At 56.5% G+C, this 18,908-nt stretch carries 13 protein-coding genes; 2 read left to right on the forward strand and 11 right to left on the reverse strand.

The window, feature by feature from the left end; translation table 11 throughout:
• Positions 1 to 32 precede the first annotated feature (32 nt).
• Genes ACO6VX_RS11415 through cysJ form a run of 3 tightly spaced genes read right to left on the reverse strand, consistent with a single transcriptional unit; the run spans position 33 to position 4,308 of the window.
• Positions 33 to 767: a phosphoadenylyl-sulfate reductase gene (locus ACO6VX_RS11415; protein WP_010248562.1), complete on the reverse strand. Its 735-nt coding sequence runs from the start codon at positions 765 to 767 to the stop codon at positions 33 to 35.
• Positions 764 to 2,485 carry an assimilatory sulfite reductase (NADPH) hemoprotein subunit gene (gene cysI, locus ACO6VX_RS11420; protein WP_022623798.1) on the reverse strand — a complete coding sequence of 574 codons (1,722 nt, stop codon included), beginning with the start codon at positions 2,483 to 2,485 and terminating at the stop codon, positions 764 to 766. The genes ACO6VX_RS11415 and cysI overlap by 4 nt, the downstream gene beginning before the upstream one ends.
• On the reverse strand, positions 2,485 to 4,308 hold the full coding sequence (cysJ, locus tag ACO6VX_RS11425) for an NADPH-dependent assimilatory sulfite reductase flavoprotein subunit (protein ID WP_422431813.1): 1,824 nt from the start codon (positions 4,306 to 4,308) through the stop codon (positions 2,485 to 2,487). The genes cysI and cysJ overlap by 1 nt, the downstream gene beginning before the upstream one ends.
• Before the next feature lie 299 nt (positions 4,309 to 4,607).
• Here cysJ and queD point away from each other — a divergent pair, with 299 nt between their 5' ends.
• A complete protein-coding gene (queD, locus tag ACO6VX_RS11430) occupies positions 4,608 to 4,967 on the forward strand; it encodes a 6-carboxytetrahydropterin synthase QueD (RefSeq protein ID WP_010248568.1) in 360 nt (119 codons plus the stop codon).
• A gap of 109 nt (positions 4,968 to 5,076) precedes the next feature.
• Here the strand turns inward: queD and queE are convergent, their stop codons facing one another.
• The 6 genes from queE to rlmD all read right to left on the reverse strand — a co-directional run bounded on the left by queE (position 5,077) and on the right by rlmD (position 13,912).
• Positions 5,077 to 5,748, reverse strand: a complete 672-nt coding sequence (queE, locus tag ACO6VX_RS11435; protein WP_010248569.1) for a 7-carboxy-7-deazaguanine synthase QueE — start codon at positions 5,746 to 5,748, stop codon at positions 5,077 to 5,079.
• 400 nt (positions 5,749 to 6,148) lie between these two features.
• The gene (gene eno, locus ACO6VX_RS11440) at positions 6,149 to 7,444 is read right to left on the reverse strand and encodes a phosphopyruvate hydratase (protein ID WP_010248571.1); all 1,296 of its coding nucleotides are present in this window, start codon (positions 7,442 to 7,444) and stop codon (positions 6,149 to 6,151) included.
• A gap of 76 nt (positions 7,445 to 7,520) precedes the next feature.
• The gene (gene pyrG, locus ACO6VX_RS11445; protein ID WP_010248572.1) at positions 7,521 to 9,158 is read right to left on the reverse strand and encodes a glutamine hydrolyzing CTP synthase; all 1,638 of its coding nucleotides are present in this window, start codon (positions 9,156 to 9,158) and stop codon (positions 7,521 to 7,523) included.
• A gap of 229 nt (positions 9,159 to 9,387) precedes the next feature.
• The gene (mazG, locus tag ACO6VX_RS11450) at positions 9,388 to 10,176 is read right to left on the reverse strand and encodes a nucleoside triphosphate pyrophosphohydrolase (RefSeq protein ID WP_010248574.1); all 789 of its coding nucleotides are present in this window, start codon (positions 10,174 to 10,176) and stop codon (positions 9,388 to 9,390) included.
• A gap of 158 nt (positions 10,177 to 10,334) precedes the next feature.
• Entirely contained in the window at positions 10,335 to 12,566 is a 2,232-nt protein-coding gene (gene relA, locus ACO6VX_RS11455) for a GTP diphosphokinase (RefSeq protein ID WP_010248576.1), read from the reverse strand.
• 29 nt (positions 12,567 to 12,595) lie between these two features.
• Positions 12,596 to 13,912, reverse strand: coding sequence for a 23S rRNA (uracil(1939)-C(5))-methyltransferase RlmD (gene rlmD, locus ACO6VX_RS11460; protein WP_022623802.1), 1,317 nt, complete (start codon positions 13,910 to 13,912; stop codon positions 12,596 to 12,598).
• 94 nt (positions 13,913 to 14,006) lie between these two features.
• On the opposite strand from rlmD, the gene barA reads away from it, so the two are divergent.
• A complete protein-coding gene (barA, locus tag ACO6VX_RS11465) occupies positions 14,007 to 16,736 on the forward strand; it encodes a two-component sensor histidine kinase BarA (protein ID WP_010248580.1) in 2,730 nt (909 codons plus the stop codon).
• A 54-nt stretch (positions 16,737 to 16,790) separates the two neighbouring features.
• Here the strand turns inward: barA and ACO6VX_RS11470 are convergent, their stop codons facing one another.
• Both ACO6VX_RS11470 and garR read right to left on the reverse strand, forming a co-directional pair.
• Positions 16,791 to 17,930: a glycerate kinase gene (locus tag ACO6VX_RS11470; RefSeq protein WP_010248582.1), complete on the reverse strand. Its 1,140-nt coding sequence runs from the start codon at positions 17,928 to 17,930 to the stop codon at positions 16,791 to 16,793.
• Positions 17,931 to 18,005: 75 nt separating this feature from the next.
• Positions 18,006 to 18,890, reverse strand: coding sequence for a 2-hydroxy-3-oxopropionate reductase (garR, locus tag ACO6VX_RS11475; protein ID WP_010248583.1), 885 nt, complete (start codon positions 18,888 to 18,890; stop codon positions 18,006 to 18,008).
• Positions 18,891 to 18,908 lie beyond the last annotated feature (18 nt).

An 18,908-nucleotide genomic window follows, 5' to 3' on the forward strand; every position in this document is an offset into this window, starting at 1 on the left:
CTCTCCCTGTGTGCGGGGAGAGAAGTCCTGCGTCAGCCTTCGTGCAGACCACACTCGCGCTTGAGGCCGAAGAAGCGCGTCTCTTCTTCTGCCATACCCGGCTCCCACTTGCGGGTGGTATGGGTATCGCCCACCGAGAGATAGCCTTCATCCCACAGCGGATGGTACTTCAGCTTATGCTGCTCCAGATACTGATGAATCTGGCGGTTATCCCAGTCGATAATCGGCAGCAGCTTAAAGACGCCACGCTGGACGCCCAGCACCGGCAGATTCGCCCGGCTGCCCGACTGGTCGCGGCGCAATCCGGCAAACCAGGTCTGTGCGCCCAGGGTTTCAATGGCGCGATTCATCGGCTCAACTTTGTTGATCTCGTTATATTTCTCAATCCCCTCGACGCCCTGCTCCCACAGTTTGCCGTAGCGCGCTTCCTGCCAGGCCGGTGAGGTTTCGGCGCGGAACACTTTAAGGTTGAGATTGAGCTGGTCCGCCAGCTCATCAATAAAACGATAGGTCTCCGGGAACAGATAGCCGGTGTCGGTCAGGATCACCGGAATATCGGGCTGCTGACGCGTCACCAGATGCAGCGACACCGCGGCCTGAATACCGAAACTGGAGGAGAGCACGTAGGCACCCGGCAGATTCTCCAGTGCCCAGCTGACCCGCTCTTCCGCTGATGACTTCTCCAGCTGCGCATTGGTCGCGGCCAGCGCCATAGCACGCTGGACTTTGGACATCTCATTCAGTGCTGCGAGGTCGGGGTGACTCATTTTGCTTCCTCCCAAAAATCGCGTGCCGGGTCCAGCACCGGCGCAACAATGCCCGCGCGGATGGTGAAGTCACCAAAGCCTTCAGCGGCCTGGCGCTCAGTGGCCCAGCGTCCCACCAGCTCATCAATGGTGGCGAGAATTTCGCTTTCGTTAATGTTTTCACGGTACATGCGGGGAATACGCGTTCCGCTGCGGTTTCCACCCAGATGCAGGTTGTAGCGACCTGGCGCTTTACCCACCAGCCCCAGCTCAGCCAGCATGGCACGGCCACAGCCGTTGGGACAACCGGTAACGCGTAACACTATGTGCTCATCGCCAACGCCATGCGCATGCATGATCCCTTCCACTTTGGTCACGAAGGCAGGCAGGAAGCGCTCGGCTTCTGCCATCGCCAGCGGACAGGTCGGGAACGCCACGCAGGCCATCGAGTTTTCGCGCTGTGCCGTAACGTGATCCATCAGACCATGTTCGCGCGCGATTGCTTCGATCTGCGCTTTTTCGCTTTCCGGCACGCCGGCCACAATCAGGTTCTGGTTAGCGGTCAGGCGGAAATCGCCCTGATGGATTTTCGCAATTTCAGCGATGCCGCTTTTCAGCGGTCGGCCCGGATAGTCGAGCAGGCGACCATTTTCGATAAACAGCGTCAGGTGCCATTTGTTGTCGATGCCTTTAATCCAGCCAATGCGATCGCCACGGGTGGTGAACTCATAAGGACGGATCGGCTCAAACGTCACGCCTGCCCGTTTTTCAACTTCTGCTTTAAAGGTCTCGACGCCAACGCGTTCCAGGGTGTACTTGGTTTTGGCGTTTTTACGGTCGGTACGGTTGCCCCAGTCGCGCTGCGTCGTGACCACCGCCTCGGCAACGTCGAGGATCTTCTCCACCGGGAAATAGCCAAACTCGCTGGCGGTGCGCGCATAGGTCGCTTTGTTACCGTGCTCAATCGACAGCCCGCCACCCACCAGCAGGTTAAAGCCCACCAGCTTGCCGTGCTCGGCGACAGCGACAAAGTTCAGATCGTTGGCGTGCAGATCCACGTCGTTATGCGGCGGGATCACCACGGTAGTTTTGAATTTACGCGGCAGATACGTTTCACCGAGGATCGGCTCTTCGTCGGTGGTGGCGACTTTTTCTTTATCCCACCAGATCTCCGCATAGGCTCGGGTGCGTGGCAGCAGATGCTCAGAGAGTTTCTTCGCCCACTCATACGCTTCCTGATGCAGTTCCGACTCAACCGGGTTCGACGTACAGAGCACGTTACGGTTAACGTCGTTGGCGGTCGCCAGCGCATCCAGCCCCACCTCATGCAGCATCTGATGCGTCGGCTTGACGTTCTTCTTCAGAATGCCGTGAAACTGGAAGGTCTGACGGTTAGTCAGACGGATGCTGCCATAGATGGTTTTATCGGTGGCAAATTTGTCGATGGCCAGCCACTGAGTCGGCGTAATGATGCCGCCCGGCAACCGGCAACGCAGCATCATGGCGTGGCGCGGCTCCAGCTTCTGCTCCGCACGTTCGGCACGAATATCGCGATCGTCCTGCTGGTACATGCCGTGAAAACGAATCAGCAGGAAGTTGTCGCCGGTAAAACCGCCGGTCAGACCCTCTTCCAGATCTTCTTTAATGGTGCCGCGCAGATAGTTGCTCTGCTTCTTCAGACGCTCAGCGTCTGCTAATTTGCCTTCTACAACCAGCGGTCCAGGGTGTTTATCGCTCATTAGTAAACGTCTCGCTGATAACGGCGCTCAATGCGCAGCTCACTTAAAAATTCGTCGGCCGTTTCACGATCCATTCCGCCGTGTTCGACCACCACATCCAGCAATGCCTGCTCGACGTCTTTTGCCATACGATTCGCGTCGCCACAGACATAAAGATGCGCGCCCTCTTCAATCCAGCGCCACACTTCGGCCCCTTTCGCGCGGATCTTATCCTGTACGTAAATCTTCTCTGCCTGATCGCGTGACCAGGCGAGGTCGATATGGGTCAGCAGACCATCCTTCACATATTTCTGCCACTCCACCTGATAGAGGAAATCGTCGGTGAAGTGCGGATTACCAAAGAATAGCCAGTTTTTGCCGCTGGCATCGTCGTTGTCGCGCTGCTGCATAAAGGCGCGGAACGGCGCGATGCCGGTGCCCGGACCAATCATGATCACTGGCGCATCCGGATTAGCCGGCAGGCGGAAGTTGTCGTTGTGTTCGATGAAGACCCGGACTTCGCCCTCTTCTTCGATGCGATCGGCCAGCCAGGTCGATGCACCGCCGCCACGCTGGCGACCTTCAATATCAAAGCGAACGGCACCGACGGTGATATGCACTTCGGTATCGGTTTCAGCCTGCGAAGAGGCGATAGAGTAGAGTCGCGGCGTCAGCGGTCGCAGCAGTCCGGTCAGCTGTTCAGCGCTGAGTTCGGACGGTGCCAGGCGCACCATATCCACAATCGGATAGTGCTGCGCATAGTGCTGCAGCCTGGCTTTATCATCCACCAGTGAGAGCAACTCCGCGTTGCGTGACAGCTGGGCATACTGCGCCACGATCTGCGCGGTGTTAACCGTCAGCTCGAAATACTTCTGCAGCGCCTCCGCCAGCGGCAGGGTTTTCCCCTGAACCTCTACCGGCTCATCGCCTTTCAGCCAGACCAGCTCCAGCAGTTCGCTGACCAGCGCCGCGTCGTTCTCATACCAGACGCCCAGCGCATCGCCAGGCTGGTAGCGCAGACCGGAATCGCCCAGATCGATTTCGATATGGCGCACATCTTTATCTGAATCCCGTCCGGTAATTTTCTGATTCACCGCCAGACTCGCGCTGAGCGGCGACTCTTTAGTATAGGGGCTGGTGGTGACTTCGTTGACGCTGCCGGCTGCTGTCGCCGCAGCCTGCGCCGGGGATTCGGTCGGCACGCGTTTCTTGATAATTTCCGTCAGTGCATTGCGCCAGGCGGCGGCCTGCTCTGCATACTCAACATCTGCATCGACGCGATCCAGCAGACGCTCGCCGCCCAGCTCCGCCAGTCGGCTGTCAAAATCTTTACCCGCCTGGCTGAAGAATTCATAAGAGGTGTCGCCCAGGCCAAACACTGCGAAGGCGGCACCCTCCATTTTCGGTGCCTTTTTTGACATCAGGAATTTATGCAGCGCCACCGCCTCTTCTGGCGGTTCGCCTTCGCCCTGGGTGGAGGTTACAACCACCAGCATTTTTTCCTGGCCAATCTGTTTGAACTTGTAATCACCGGCATTCACCAGGTTTACGTTCAGCTTTGCGGCCAGCAGGTCATCACGCAACTGCTCAGCCAGACGACGTGCGTTGCCGGTCTGGGAAGCGGAAAGCAGCGTAATGGCGGGCGCTTCGGCCGGAGCCGGAGCCGGAGCCGGAGCAGATGCAGTGCTGGCGACGGCGCTACCCGGGGTCTGTTCCACCCTGCCCCAGAAATAGCCTGACAGCCACGCCAGTTGAGTCGGGGAATAATCTGTCGTCGCCGCCTGTAAGCGAGCGAGTTGTTCCGGGGAGAGCGGAAGCATTGAACCAGGTGCCTGAGTCGTCATTGCGTTAAAAATTCCAGTATCAGAAGTCCGGACCGTAAAATGGCGGAAGAGTGCGTAGGTTACCGGTCCGTATATTAACGATTAAATACACCTTCGACATATCAAATAACCAAAATGACTAAATGGTTTTCCAGGTAGGAATAATCGTTAAAAGTGGTAAGCAAAGCGGTGATATATCAGTTAATTAGCTGGACGACACTGTATAAACGCGCAGGAAAAGTATCGGTTTGTGCGGTTCGGGTGCGAAAAAAGCGGTAATCAGGTAGAATTCAGCGGTTTTTTAATGTCTGAGAACCATTATGTCTACCACCTTGTTTAAAGAGTTCCAGTTCGAAGCCGCGCATCATCTACCGAATGTGCCGGCCGGACACAAATGTGGCCGTCTGCACGGTCATTCGTTCCTGGTTCGTCTGGAGATTACCGGCGAAGTGGATGCGCATACCGGCTGGGTTATGGATTTTGCTGAGCTGAAGGCGGCGTTTAAGCCTGTCTACAATCGGCTGGACCACTACTATCTGAATGATATTCCCGGCCTGGAAAATCCCACCAGCGAAGTGCTGGCGAAATGGATCTGGGATCAGATGAAGCCGCAACTGCCGCTGCTTAGCGCGGTGATGATCAAAGAAACCTGCACCGCAGGCTGCGTTTACCGCGGCTAACCCTGTCGGATCGAACCCTTCGATCCGACACGGCTCTTCTCTCCATCCCGCCTCTGACGCTCAACGCTTCCCTGTGGTTAACGGCTCATTGCGTGCCGCGTTATCAGGATCAGGCGATATTGAGATATTTATGGGTCTGCATCGACAGACGCCAGTTACGGGCAATGCAGGTCTCAATACAGAGCCGGGTTGCATCATCTTTGCGGCTGATTGGCTGCAGGGCGATGATACGCGCTTTGGTGTCATCAATGCCTGCCAGCAGCCGATCCAGCGCTTCCACATCACGCTCGCGCGCCACCGGATGCTTGATTTCATCGGCCCGGCTCAGCGCCTGGGGCAGCACATCGTAGCCGCCGCGCATGTTGACCTTCGGCGAGACGGTCACCCAGGTCCGTTCAGAACAGTGAATCTCGTGGGTTCCGCTGGTCTCAATCTGGCACTGGAAACCGTGCTGCTCCAGCGCAGTGGTTAACGGACGCAGATCGTAAATCGCCGGTTCACCACCGGTGATGACCACATGACGTGCCGTCCAGCCCTGCTGCGCAATGGCACTCACCAGGGTCGCCGCGTCGGCATCCCCCCATGCGTCGCTTTCCACCGTCTTGATCAAAATATCGCCCAGCGACGTTTCCCGATCTGTCCGCTTTTCCCAGGTGTGTTTGGTATCGCACCAGCTACAGCCCACCGGGCATCCCTGCAAACGAATGAAAATGGCAGGCACGCCGGTGTAATAACCTTCGCCCTGCAGTGTCTGGAACATTTCGTTAATCGGGTATTGCATTACGGACTCGCTTGAAAAAAACAGGGCGCTGATTATGGCAGATTTGCCGCGCAGCTCAACCACGCGTTGTGCCTTTTCTCCGCGCCGGACAAAACACAAAAGAGGGGCTTCAGACGGCTGACAGGCTCAGAACGTGGATGGCCAGGACCGAAGAGCAAAGCGTCCCGCGCTCAGGAAAAAAACGCCGGGAGCGTTTTTGAACAACGCAAAGCGTTGGCCCGGTAATGGTCGCACCTCAGGGATGAGGTATGTAATCGCGCGGACCGGGCCGGCAGAGATGCCGCTTATACGATCGGGCCTTGCCATCTGCGTCTGCACACCGCCACCAACAAAAAGCCCCGCACAAGGCGGGGCTTCAGGGGTCGATGATGTCACTTAGCGCGACATCAACGCACAGTCATTACTGACCTTTAACTTCTTTCAGACCGTTGAATGGCGCTTTAGAACCCAGCGCTTCTTCGATACGGATCAGCTGGTTGTACTTAGCAACACGGTCAGAACGGCTCATTGAACCGGTTTTGATCTGGCCCGCTGCAGTACCTACCGCCAGGTCAGCGATGGTCGCATCTTCGGTTTCGCCTGAACGGTGAGAGATCACGGCAGTGTAGCCCGCGTCTTTCGCCATTTTGATCGCAGCCAGAGTTTCGGTCAGAGAACCGATCTGGTTGAATTTGATCAGAATGGAGTTAGCGATACCTTTATCGATACCTTCTTTCAGGATTTTGGTGTTGGTAACGAACAGGTCATCACCCACCAGCTGGATTTTGTCGCCCAGTACTTTGGTCTGGTAAGCGAAGCCGTCCCAGTCAGATTCGTCCAGGCCATCTTCGATAGAAACGATCGGATACTGTTTAGTCAGATCTTCCAGGAAGTGGGTGAACTCTTCAGAGGTAAACGATTTACCGCCTTCACCGGCCAGAACGTATTTGCCATCTTTGTAGAACTCAGATGCCGCACAGTCCATCGCCAGAGTGATGTCTTTGCCCAGCTCGTAGCCTGCTGCTTTTACCGCTTCAGCGATAACAGCCAGCGCTTCGGCGTTGGAACCCAGGTTAGGCGCGTAGCCGCCTTCGTCACCCACTGCAGTGCTCATGCCTTTGCTTTTCAGCACTTTTGCCAGGCTGTGGAACACTTCAGAACCCATACGGATGGCTTCTTTCAGGTTCGGAGCACCAACCGGCTGGATCATGAATTCCTGGATGTCGACGTTGTTGTCGGCATGTTCGCCGCCGTTGATGATGTTCATCATTGGCAGTGGCATAGAGTATTTGCCTGGGGTGCCGTTCAGTTCAGCGATGTGCTCGTACAGCGGCTGACCTTTAGAGGCTGCAGCGGCTTTAGCAGCTGCCAGTGAAACAGCCAGAATGGCGTTAGCACCGAAGTTAGATTTGTTCTCAGTACCGTCCAGGTCGATCATGATCTTATCGATGTTCGCCTGATCTTTCGCGTCTTTGCCTTTTACCGCTTCAGCAATCGGACCGTTTACTGCAGCAACGGCTTTGGTTACGCCTTTGCCCAGATAACGTGATTTGTCACCGTCACGCAGTTCCAGCGCTTCGCGTGAACCGGTAGAGGCACCTGATGGCGCAGCTGCCAGGCCTACGAAACCGCCTTCCAGATGCACTTCAGCTTCAACAGTCGGGTTACCACGTGAGTCGATAATTTCGCGACCGATGACTTTTACGATTTTGGACATTACGATTTTCCTCAGTACAAGTTAGTCAATCCTAAGACAAGCAACGCGCGAAAAGTTCGCGCGCTGCCTGTGAAACTTACTTCGCTAAACGCTTCTGATGCTCATGTGCGGCTTTAACAAAGCCGGCAAACAACGGATGGCCGTCGCGTGGGGTCGAGGTAAACTCAGGATGGAACTGGCAGGCCACAAACCACGGATGGTTCGGGATCTCAATAATCTCAACCAGTTGATCATCACCAGAGCGACCTGCTACGCGCAGACCGGCTGCTTCAATCTGCTTTAACAGCATATTGTTCACTTCATAGCGGTGGCGATGGCGCTCAACGATAGTGTCAGAGCCGTAGAGCTGGCGAACCTGGCTGCCCGGCGTTAACTGACACTGCTGGCTGCCCAGACGCATGGTGCCGCCCAGATCGCTCTGCTCGCTGCGGACTTCGACGTTGCCATCTTCGTCACGCCATTCGGTGATTAATGCCACCACCGGATATTTACAGTCTGGCACAAATTCCGTGGAGTTTGCGCCCGGCATCCCGGCGACATTGCGGGCGAACTCCATCAGCGCAACCTGCATGCCCAGGCAGATGCCCAGGTACGGCACGTTATTTTCACGTGCATACTGCGCGGTCATCAGCTTGCCTTCCACGCCACGGTAACCGAAGCCACCCGGGATCAGAATCGCATCCAGATCTTTCAGTAATTCGACACCGCGTGATTCAACATCCTGCGAATCGATCAGTTTGATGTTCACGGTGACGCGATTTTTCAGGCCGCCATGTTTCAGCGCTTCGATGACCGACTTGTAGGCATCCGGCAATTCCACATACTTGCCCACCATACCGATGGTGACTTCACCACCCGGATTGGCTTCTTCGTAGATCACCTGCTCCCATTCGGCCAGGTTGGCTTCCGGTGCATTCAGGTTGAAGCGCTTGCAGATATAGTCATCCAGGCCCTGCGATTTCAGCATGCCAGGAATCTTGTAAATGGAATCAACGTCTTTCAGCGAGATAACCGCTTTTTCAGGGACGTTACAGAACAAGGCGATTTTAGCGCGTTCGTTGGCCGGTACGGCACGGTCAGAACGGCAAATCAGCACGTCTGGCTGAATACCAATCGACAGCAGCTCTTTCACCGAGTGCTGGGTCGGTTTGGTTTTCACTTCACCGGCAGCCGCCATATACGGCACCAGCGTCAGGTGCATATACATGGTGTGTTCGCGGCCCACATCAACGGCCATCTGGCGAATCGCTTCCAGGAACGGCAGTGATTCGATATCCCCGACCGTGCCGCCGATTTCGACCAGTACCACATCATGACCTTCACCGCCTTCAATAATGCGTTCTTTGATGGCGTTGGTGATGTGCGGAATAACCTGAATGGTTGCGCCCAGATAGTCGCCACGGCGCTCTTTGCGCAGGACTTCTGAGTAGATACGGCCAGTGGTGAAGTTGTTACGACGCGACATTTTGGTACGGATGAAGCGCTCGTAGTGACCCAAATCCAGATCGGTTTCAGCGCCGTCATCAGTGACGAAAACTTCACCGTGCTGCGTCGGGCTCATGGTGCCTGGATCCACGTTGATATACGGGTCCAGCTTCATGATGGTCACGTTCAGACCACGGGCTTCGAGAATGGCTGCGAGGGAGGCTGCGGCAATGCCTTTACCCAGAGAGGAAACGACCCCGCCGGTCACAAAAATATAATTCGTTGTCATGCTGAACCTGAGAGTTTAGGTTTAAAGACGGTGGAATAACCAGGACGGGAAAACAGTATACTGGAAACCGCTATCAGCCACAATTGATGAATCACCGCCATCCTCCAACGCATTGCTGCGGCTAACATAGCCGATAGCCGCCAATGAAATGTTGACGTGCGTCACAAAGTTGCCGTCAGGCTGAATCGAGTAAGCGAAAGCGGTGACTTTATGCACAGCGCTGGAATAATCAGCGCTTCTCGCCCCGTTTCACTTGCTGCCAGGCGGCCTCCATCTGCTCCAGCGTGGCACCCGGCATACTTAACCCCTGTGCAGCGATGATCGCTTCGACTTCGCGGAAGCGGCGCTCAAACTTGTCGTTGGCCTTTTGCAGCGCAGTTTCCGCTTTGCTGCCCAGATGGCGCGACAGGTTAACCGTGGCGAACAGCAGGTCGCCAATCTCCTCTTCCAGCTTCTCACCATCCACCACGCTCTGCTGTGCCTCGTGCATCACTTCATCAATCTCTTCATGCACCTTAGCCACCACCGGCCCCAGCGTGGTCCAGTCGAATCCGACATTGTGACAACGCTTCTGAATCTTGTGGGCGCGCATCAGTGCGGGCAGTGCCTTAGGGATATCATCCAGCGCCGAATGCTGGGCTTTGTCAGCCCGCTCAGCGGTTTTTATCGCTTCCCAGTTTTTCAGCACTTCGCTGCTGGTTTCTGCTGTGGCATCGCCAAAAATGTGTGGATGACGGCGCTCCAGCTTGTCGCTGATTGCGTGGCAGACATCCTCAAAATTAAAGCGATCCTGTTCGCTGGCCATCTGCGCATAGAACACCACCTGAAACAGCAGATCGCCCAGCTCACCGCGCAGATCGTCAAAATCTTCGCGCTGGATAGCGTCCAGCACTTCGTAGGTCTCTTCCAGCGTATAGGGCGCGATGGTGGCGAAGGTCTGTTCACGATCCCACGGACAGCCATGTTGTGGATCGCGCAGGGTTTTCATTATGCCAAGCAGGCGCTCAATAGCGTTCATTCAGGAGGATCCTTGATTAGTGAGATGACAGGCAACGGGCGAAGAGGCAAAGCGTACAACACGGCAGGACGCTATTCACCGCGTCCGGCCGTGTCTGGTGGTGCAGAAAACGCCTGCGCAACCTCCAGCTGCCGGTTGCCTCAGTGCCTGCCTGAATATCAGTGCAGGCGACGGGCGTCAATGATATCAGAGACCTGGTTCAGACGCGCCAGGACACGTCCCAGTACCTGATGGTTGTAGATCTCGATATCCATGTCGATGGTCGCCAGCTGTTTTTTGGTGTCGCTGCGGCTTGAGACGCCCAGGACATTCACTTTCTCGTTGGCGAGAATGGTGGTGATGTCACGCAGTAAGCCGCTGCGATCGTTGGCGGTCACGCGCACCACCAGCGAATAGCCGCTGGAGTAACTTTCGCCCCACACCGCATCGACGATACGTTCCGGCGCATGCGAAATGAGTTCAGCCAGCTGGTCGCAGTCGGCGCGGTGAATAGAGATGCCGCGCCCCTGGGTGATGAAGCCGACAATATCATCCCCCGGAATCGGCTGGCAGCAGCGGGCAATGTGGTGCATCAGGTTGCCCACGCCTTCCACGACGACGCGTCCGCTCTCTTTGCGTGAAGAGGGAGTGTACGATTTCTGGGTCAGCTGACGCAGCGCTTCGCGATCTTCCTCTTCGGCGCTCGGCTTGTTCAGCTTCGCCTGCAGGAAGTTAACCATCTGGTTAAGACGAATATCGCCGCCGCCAATCGCCGCCAGCAGCTCTTCAAGCGAGGTCACGTTATAGCGCGGCAACAGCAGTTTTTCGGCTTCGCGCAGGCTGATATCCAGCTGATTCAGTTCGTTATCCAGAATCTGCCGTCCGGCGATAATATTCTTGTCGCGATCCTGCTTGCGGAACCAGTTGTGGATCTTCGAGCGTCCACGGTTGGTGGTGATGTAGCCCAGATTCGGATTGAGCCAGTCGCGGCTCGGGTTCGGCTGCTTCTGGGTGATCACCTCAACCTGATCGCCCATCTGCAGCTGGTAGGTGAACGGCACGATGCGGCCACCGATTTTCGCGCCGATGCAGCGGTGACCGATGTCGCTGTGAATATGATAGGCAAAGTCGAGCGGCGTCGATCCAGCGGGCAGATCCACCACGTCGCCTTTCGGGGTAAAGACGTAGACCCGGTCATCGAACACCTGGCTGCGGACCTCTTCCAGCAGTTCGCCGGAGTCCGCCATCTCTTCCTGCCAGCTGATAAGCTTACGCAGCCAGGCGATCCGCTCTTCATGACCGGCCGCGCCACGCGCGCTGCTGGAAGTTGGCCCCTCTTTATATTTCCAGTGCGCCGCCACGCCCAGCTCGGCATCTTCATGCATCTGGCGGGTACGGATCTGGATCTCCACCGTTTTGCCCTGCGGCCCTAACACCACCGTATGAATCGACTGGTAGCCGTTGGGTTTGGGGTTAGCGACGTAGTCATCAAACTCGCTGGGCAGATGGCGATAGAGCGTATGCACCGTACCCAGCGCACCGTAGCAATCCTGCAGGCGATCGGCGACGATGCGCACCGCCCGCACGTCAAACAGCTCATCAAAGGCCAGCGATTTTTTCTGCATCTTGCGCCAGATGCTGTAGATATGTTTCGGACGGCCATAGACTTCGGCGCGCACGCCCTCTTTGACCATCTCTTTGCGCAGATTGCTGACGAAGTTTTCGATGTACTGCTCACGGTCAATACGCCGCTCATGCAGTAATTTGGCGATGCGCTTATATTCGTCGGGATGCAGGTAGCGGAAGCAGTAATCTTCCAGCTCCCATTTGAGCTGACCAATACCGAGACGGTTGGCCAGTGGCGCATAGATATTGGTGCTCTCTTTGGCGGCCAGTACCCGCTCATCTTCCGGCGCATCTTTCATTTCGCGCAGGTTCATGATGCGTTCAGCCAGCTTCAGCACTACGCAGCGGAAATCTTCCACCATCGCCAGCAGCATGCGGCGAACGTTATCCACCTGTTCAGAGGCCATGGAGTCGTTGTGGATCGCTTTCAGCTGGCGGATAGCGTCCATATCGCGCACGCCGTGTACCAGCGAGACAATGCCTTTGCCGACGGCGGTTTCCAGCTCCTCTTCACTCACCACTTCATCGTTAGCCAGCGGGAAAATCAGCGCCGCACACAGGCTTTCGATATCCATGCTGAGCATTGAGAGGATTTCAACCATCTCAATACCGCGCCACAGCAGCAGCGACTGATCAGGATGGCCCTGCGTCTGCGCTTCGCAGTAGCGCCAGGTCTCGGCCACACGTTGACATGATTGCGGGTTGGCAATACCGAGACTGGCGATCCACTGGTCGAGGGCGAAATCCCCCTCAGTATTTAAATGCGCACTTCTGACCGCAACCATAACCTCTCCTGCACAACGACATACATCGCTTATGTTTTTCTGAACAGCACCATGGATTCGAGATGACGGGTATGTGGGAACATATCCAGCATCGCGACCCTTTCCAATTGGTAGCCTGCCGACAGCAATGTCTGGCTGTCGCGGGCGAGTGTGGTGGGATTACACGAAACATAGACCACGCGATCTGGTGCAAGTTTAACCACATGCGCCATTACGCCCGCAGCCCCGGCGCGTGCCGGATCGAGTAATACCTTGTTAAATCCCTGTGCCGCCCACGGCTGGCGCGACACTTCTTCTTCCAGATTATGCTGATAGAAACTGACATTTTTAAGATTATTCAAATCAGCATTATACGCTGCCTGCCGCACTAATGCTGCAATCCCCTCCACACCAACCACATTATGTACGAAGATTCCTATAGGAAGTGTGAAGTTTCCCATGCCGCAAAACAGATCCAGCACCCGGTCTTCCGGCTGCAGATCGAGCCAGGCAATTGCCTTCGCGACCATCTGCTGATTAACACCATCGTTAACCTGAATAAAATCCTGTGGGCTGAAGGTTAGCTTAAGCTGGTGAGATTGATAAAACGGCGTCGACTCATTTAACGCACTCAACTCTTCCTCGCCCGCATCCAGGAACAGCATCAGCTGATGCTTATGCGAAAACTGTTCCAGTTTTTCACGGTCATCCGCATGCAGCGCATCAAGATGGCGCAGAATCATCAGCGGCCCGTTGTCTGCCAGCACCAGCTCCACATGCCCGAGACGCCTGACGGCGCGTAAGTCACTGAGACACTGGTGCAATGGAACCAGTAAAGCCTCAAGTTCGGGCACTAAAATGGGGCATTGCTGAATATCAACCAGATCGTTGCTGGCTTCCTGACGGAAGCCCATCTGCAACCGCTGCGCCTTATTTTGCCATTGCAGCCCCAGACGGGCGCGACGACGATAGCCCCAGGGCTGACCGGCGATCACCTCATCCACCGCCACGTCTTGTGCGGCGGCCTGACGCAGCATCCGGCTCAGCGCCTGGGCTTTGCTCTGCTGTTGCAGCGCCACATCGGCATGCTGCTGCTGGCAGCCGCCGCAGCGTTCATAATGTGGGCAGCGCGGCGTGACGCGCGCCGGACTGCGGCTAATCAGTCGTGTCACTTTCGCCCGGGCAAATTGACGTTTATCCTCTGTCAGCATGACCTCCGCCTGTTCCCCAGGCAGGGCACCGGCGACAAAAAGGGTTTTGCCCTTGTGACGCGCCACCCCTTGTCCGAACGGATCGAGCGCCTCAATGGTGACGGTGATCCGTTGTTGCGTCGTCACGCGCTGTTTTGCAACGTAAAATTGCGCCATAGTGTTATTAATTCTCTTTATCGAAAACGACCTGCATTGTTTTTGTCGATAGCATGCACAGGGACGTTAATGCCGGAGTAGCCAGGCGACTATTATGACCAAATACAGCCTGCGGGCGCGAATGATGATTTTAATTCTGGCACCCACGCTGATGGTTGGCCTGCTGCTCAGCTCATTTTTTGTGGTGCACCGCTACAATGAACTGCAGCGCCAGGTTATCGATGCCGGAGCCAATATCATTGAACCGCTGGCGATCTCCAGCGAATACAGCATGACCTGGCACAACCGTGACGCCATGCGTGAACTGGTCAGCCTGCTGCACCGCCGCCATTCGGGCATCGTCCGGGCGATCTCGGTGTTTGATAATCACAACCAACTCTACGTCACCTCCAATCACAAGCAGAACCTCAGCCTGCTGCAGCAGGATGATATCCGCGCCCTGCCCGACGATGTCTCCATGGAGCGTCACGGCAACGTATTGATTCTGCGCACACCGATCACCACCGAGCGTTACGATGTGGATGAATTGCCGGACGAAGATGCCAAGCCGTCGGGCAATCCGCTGGGCTATGTGGCGATAGAGCTGGATCTGCAGTCGGTGCGCCTGCAGCAGTACAAAGAGGTGTTTGTTGCCACGCTGATGCTGCTCTTCTGCCTCTGCCTGGCCATGCTATTTGCCTATCGTCTGATGCGTGATGTCACCGGCCCGATCCGCAATATGGTCACCACCGTTGACCGCATCCGTCGCGGCCAGCTCGACAGCCGCGTTGAGGGATACATGCTGGGTGAACTCAGCATTCTGAAAAACGGGATTAATGCGATGGCGATGTCGCTGACCGCCTATCACGAAGAGATGCAGCACAATATCGATCAGGCGACCTACGATCTGCGAGAGACGCTGGAACAGCTGGAGATTCAGAACGTTGAGCTGGATCTGGCGAAGAAACGCGCCCAGGAAGCGGCGCGTATCAAATCTGAGTTTCTGGCCAATATGTCGCATGAGCTGCGGACGCCGCTTAATGGCGTGCTGGGCTTTACCCGGCAGATGCTGAAAACCCAGCTGCGCACCACCCAGCGCGACTATATGCAGACCATTGAACGTTCAGCCAATAACCTGCTTAGTATTATCAATGACGTGCTCGATTTCTCGAAGCTGGAAGCGGGCAAACTGATGCTGGAGGCGATCCCCTTCCCGCTGCGTGCCACACTGGATGAAACGCTGGTGCTGCTGGCCCCGTCGGCGCATGACAAAGGGCTGGAGCTGACGGTGGTGTGTGACAGCAGCGTGCCGGACAACGTGATTGGCGATGCGCTGCGCCTGCAACAGATTCTGATTAACCTGATCGGTAACGCGATCAAGTTTACCGAGAAAGGGTATATCGGCCTGCGTGTCGGACAGCGGGTGATTACGCAGTCGCGCGTCGAGCTGGAGATTCAGGTTGAAGATAGCGGTATCGGCATCTCTGAGCAGCAACAGACACAGCTGTTCCAGGCGTTCCGTCAGGCTGACGCCAGCATTTCGCGCCGTCATGGCGGCACCGGGCTGGGGCTGGTGATCACCCAGAAACTGGTGCGGGAGATGGGCGGCGAAATCACCTTCAGCAGCCAGCCGGACAAGGGCTCCACCTTTGTGATTCGCGTGCAGCTGGATCTCAATCCCAATGCGCCCGGCATGCCACGCGTGCTGGATGCGCTGTCACATGCGCGCATTGCCTATGTTGAAGCGGATGCTAACGTTGCCAGCGCAGCACTGGAGATGTTGAGCGCCACACCATTGCAGATCGATTACAGCGAAACGCTGGAGGGTTTAAAAGCGTCTCACTATCCGCTGCTGCTGATGGCGATGCCGGTCGACATCAGTCAGCCCGAGCTGCTCAATGAACGCATGATTAATGCGCTGCTGGATCGGGCCGACAACGTGCTGATGGCGCTCCCCAGCCCGATGATGTTGCTGGCGGATGAACTGAAGGTACGCGGCATTGACGGTTGCATCGCTAAACCGATCTCCCTGACGCGACTCCTGCCGATGTTACTGGATCTGCATACCCGTCAGATCAGTGAACTGCCGCTTTCACCCCGGCTGCCGCTGACGGTGATGGCGGTGGATGATAATCCCGCCAACCTCAAGCTGATTGGCGCGCTGCTGGAGGAGCAGGTGCAGAACATCCTGCTGTGCAGCAGCGCCGAACACGCCATCCGCGAAGCACGTCAGCAGTCGCTGGATGTGATTCTGATGGATATTCAGATGCCGGACATCGATGGCATTCGCGCCAGCGAAATTATCCGCAGCATGCCGCATCATGCCAGTACACCGATTGTGGCGGTCACCGCCCATGCAATTGATGGCGAGCGTGAGCAATTGATCAAGGCGGGCATGAATGACTATCTTGCCAAACCGATTGATGAGAGCAAGTTAAGACAGTTGCTGGCGCGCTATACGCCACCACCGGTGGTCACCGTGCCGGAACTGCTGCCAATATTACCCACGCTGGACTGGCAACTGGCGCTGCGACAGGCGGCGAACAAAGCCGATCTGGCGCGCGATCTGCTGCGGATGCTGCTGGAATTTTTACCGGAAGTGCATGCGAAGATGGCGCAGTTTATGTCGACCAATGAGGTCAACGCCTTGCGTGAGATTATTCACAAGTTGCACGGCAGTGCCAGCTACAGCGGCGTGCCGCGCATGAAGCAACTCTGCCATCAGCTGGAAAGAGAGCTGCTGGAGGCCAGCGATATCGCTGCGCTGGAGCCGGAACTGCTGGAGCTGCAGGATGAGATGGAGAACGTCGCCCGAGAAGCCCGCCAGCTGTTAGGGATTGGATAAGGCTGGCGGTGAATTAAACCCGGCCGATGTGGAGTGGCCGGGTAATGCTGGTGGTTAGTTAAACCCGGCCAGCTTTAACGTGGCTGCCACATTACGCGCCGTCATCTCAACATTCTTTCCGGCGCTGGCGAGAGCCTCATCCAGCGTACAGATGCTGTAGAGCACGCTGAATACCGCATCGATCCCGTGCTGATGCACCACGCCGACATCGGCCGTCAGACTTCCGGCGATGCCAATCACCGGCTTATTAAAGCGCTTTGCCACGCTGGCGACCCCGATCGGCACCTTGCCATTAATACTCTGGCTGTCGATACGCCCTTCACCGGTAATTACCAGGTCAGCATCTTTTACCTCTTCCGCCAGCCCCAGCGCTTCAGTAACAATCTCAATGCCGCGCCGCAGCTCTGCCTGACAGAAGGCGTGCAGCGCCGCCCCCATACCGCCCGCTGCGCCGCCGCCCGGAATATGCAGCACATCAATATCGAGATCGCGGTGAATAATCGCGGCGTAATGGGCCAGCGCCTGATCGAGCTGCTGCACCAGCGCCGGTGTCGCCCCTTTTTGCGGGCCGAAAATGGCCGATGCACCCTCTTTGCCCGTCAGCGGATTCGTGACGTCACAGGCCACTTCAATGCGGCACTGATGAATGCGGGCGTCCAGCGCGTCAATATCGATGCTGGCAAGATCGGCGAGTGCACCGCCACCGTGACCGATCTCGCAGCCCTGGTCGTCCAGCAGCCGGGCGCCCAGCGCCTGCATCATGCCGGCTCCGCCATCATTGGTGGCGCTGCCGCCGATACCAATGATGATGTGGCCGACCCCCTTATCCAGCGCATGTCTGATCAACTCGCCGGTGCCAAATGAGGTCGTTATCAGCGGGTCACGCTGCGATGCAGGCACCCGCTCCAGTCCACTGGCCGCTGCCATTTCGATATAGGCGGTGGACTCATCGCCGGACAGGCCATAGAAGGCGTCGACCTCTGTTCCCAGCGGCCCCGTCACCTTCAGACTGACGATTTTTCCCTTCGTCGCCGCCACCATCGCTTCTACCGTTCCTTCACCGCCGTCGGCGACCGGTATTTTCACGTAATGCGCATCGGGAAAGATGTCACGGAAACCCGCTTCAATCGCCGATGCCACATCCAGGGCGGATAAACTCTCTTTATATGAATCCGGTGCGATTACGATTTTCATAGGCAATCCGAGCGCAGTTGAGTAATTGAAACGGCTCTGAACCAGTCCGGTTTCCGCAGAGACCGACACCGGGTTTTAGCGGGCGATTTCAACCTTCGCTAACTTCTCATAATAGCAGGCCAGCGCGCTGTGGTCGGCGCTACCCTGTCCGTCGTTACGCAGCGCCTGCATCATCTCCATCACCGCCGCCGTTAGCGGCAGATGCGCGCCGATGCTGTGCGAGGTATCCAGCGCGTTCGCCAGATCTTTGATATGCAGGTCAATGCGGAAGCCGGGTTTGAAGTTGCGATCCATCACCATGGGCGCTTTGGCATCCAGTACCGTACTGCCGGCCAGGCCGCCACGAATCGCCTGATAGACCAGATCCGGATTCACACCCGCTTTGGTCGCCAGTGATAACGCCTCGGACATCGCCGCAATATTCAGCGCCACAATCACCTGGTTGGCCAGCTTAGTCACGTTACCCGCACCGATGTCGCCGGTATGCACCACCGATCCCGCCATCGATTTCATGATGTCGTAGCAGGTATCGAACACCGCTTTATCACCGCCGACCATCACAGAGAGCGTGCCTTCAATCGCTTTAGGTTCACCGCCACTGACCGGCGCATCCAGCATTTTGATCCCTTTTTCTGCCAGCGCATCGTGGACTTCACGGCTCGCCAGCGGCGCAATGGAGCTCATGTCGATGACCACCAGGCCTGGCTTCGCCCCTTCGATAATGCCATTTTTACCCAGACAGACTTCGATGACCTGCGGCGAGTTGGGCACCATGGTAATCACCACATCGCACTGCTCAGCCACCTCTTTTGGCGATTTCGCCACGGTCGCGCCCAGTTCAGTCAGTTCCGCTTCGTTGTCAGCGTTATGATCGCGCACCACCAGCGAATAACCGGCTTTCACCAGATTTTTACTCATTGGTTTGCCCATAATACCCAGGCCGATAAATCCAATTTTCATTGCGTTTCCCCTTGATTG

The sequence above is a fragment of the Pantoea sp. BJFS-204 genome (assembly GCF_049310725.1).
Lineage (GTDB): Bacteria > Pseudomonadota > Gammaproteobacteria > Enterobacterales > Enterobacteriaceae > Pantoea > Pantoea agglomerans.

Coding starts and splice junctions, on each gene's coding strand:
- ACO6VX_RS11415 (WP_010248562.1), bottom strand. CDS start 767: ATGAGTCACCCCGACCTCGCAGCACTGAATGAGATGTCCAAAGTCCAG.
- cysI (WP_022623798.1), bottom strand. CDS start 2,485: ATGAGCGATAAACACCCTGGACCGCTGGTTGTAGAAGGCAAATTAGCA.
- cysJ (WP_422431813.1), bottom strand. CDS start 4,308: ATGACGACTCAGGCACCTGGTTCAATGCTTCCGCTCTCCCCGGAACAA.
- queD (WP_010248568.1), top strand. CDS start 4,608: ATGTCTACCACCTTGTTTAAAGAGTTCCAGTTCGAAGCCGCGCATCAT.
- queE (WP_010248569.1), bottom strand. CDS start 5,748: ATGCAATACCCGATTAACGAAATGTTCCAGACACTGCAGGGCGAAGGT.
- eno (WP_010248571.1), bottom strand. CDS start 7,444: ATGTCCAAAATCGTAAAAGTCATCGGTCGCGAAATTATCGACTCACGT.
- pyrG (WP_010248572.1), bottom strand. CDS start 9,158: ATGACAACGAATTATATTTTTGTGACCGGCGGGGTCGTTTCCTCTCTG.
- mazG (WP_010248574.1), bottom strand. CDS start 10,176: ATGAACGCTATTGAGCGCCTGCTTGGCATAATGAAAACCCTGCGCGAT.
- relA (WP_010248576.1), bottom strand. CDS start 12,566: ATGGTTGCGGTCAGAAGTGCGCATTTAAATACTGAGGGGGATTTCGCC.
- rlmD (WP_022623802.1), bottom strand. CDS start 13,912: ATGGCGCAATTTTACGTTGCAAAACAGCGCGTGACGACGCAACAACGG.
- barA (WP_010248580.1), top strand. CDS start 14,007: ATGACCAAATACAGCCTGCGGGCGCGAATGATGATTTTAATTCTGGCA.
- ACO6VX_RS11470 (WP_010248582.1), bottom strand. CDS start 17,930: ATGAAAATCGTAATCGCACCGGATTCATATAAAGAGAGTTTATCCGCC.
- garR (WP_010248583.1), bottom strand. CDS start 18,890: ATGAAAATTGGATTTATCGGCCTGGGTATTATGGGCAAACCAATGAGT.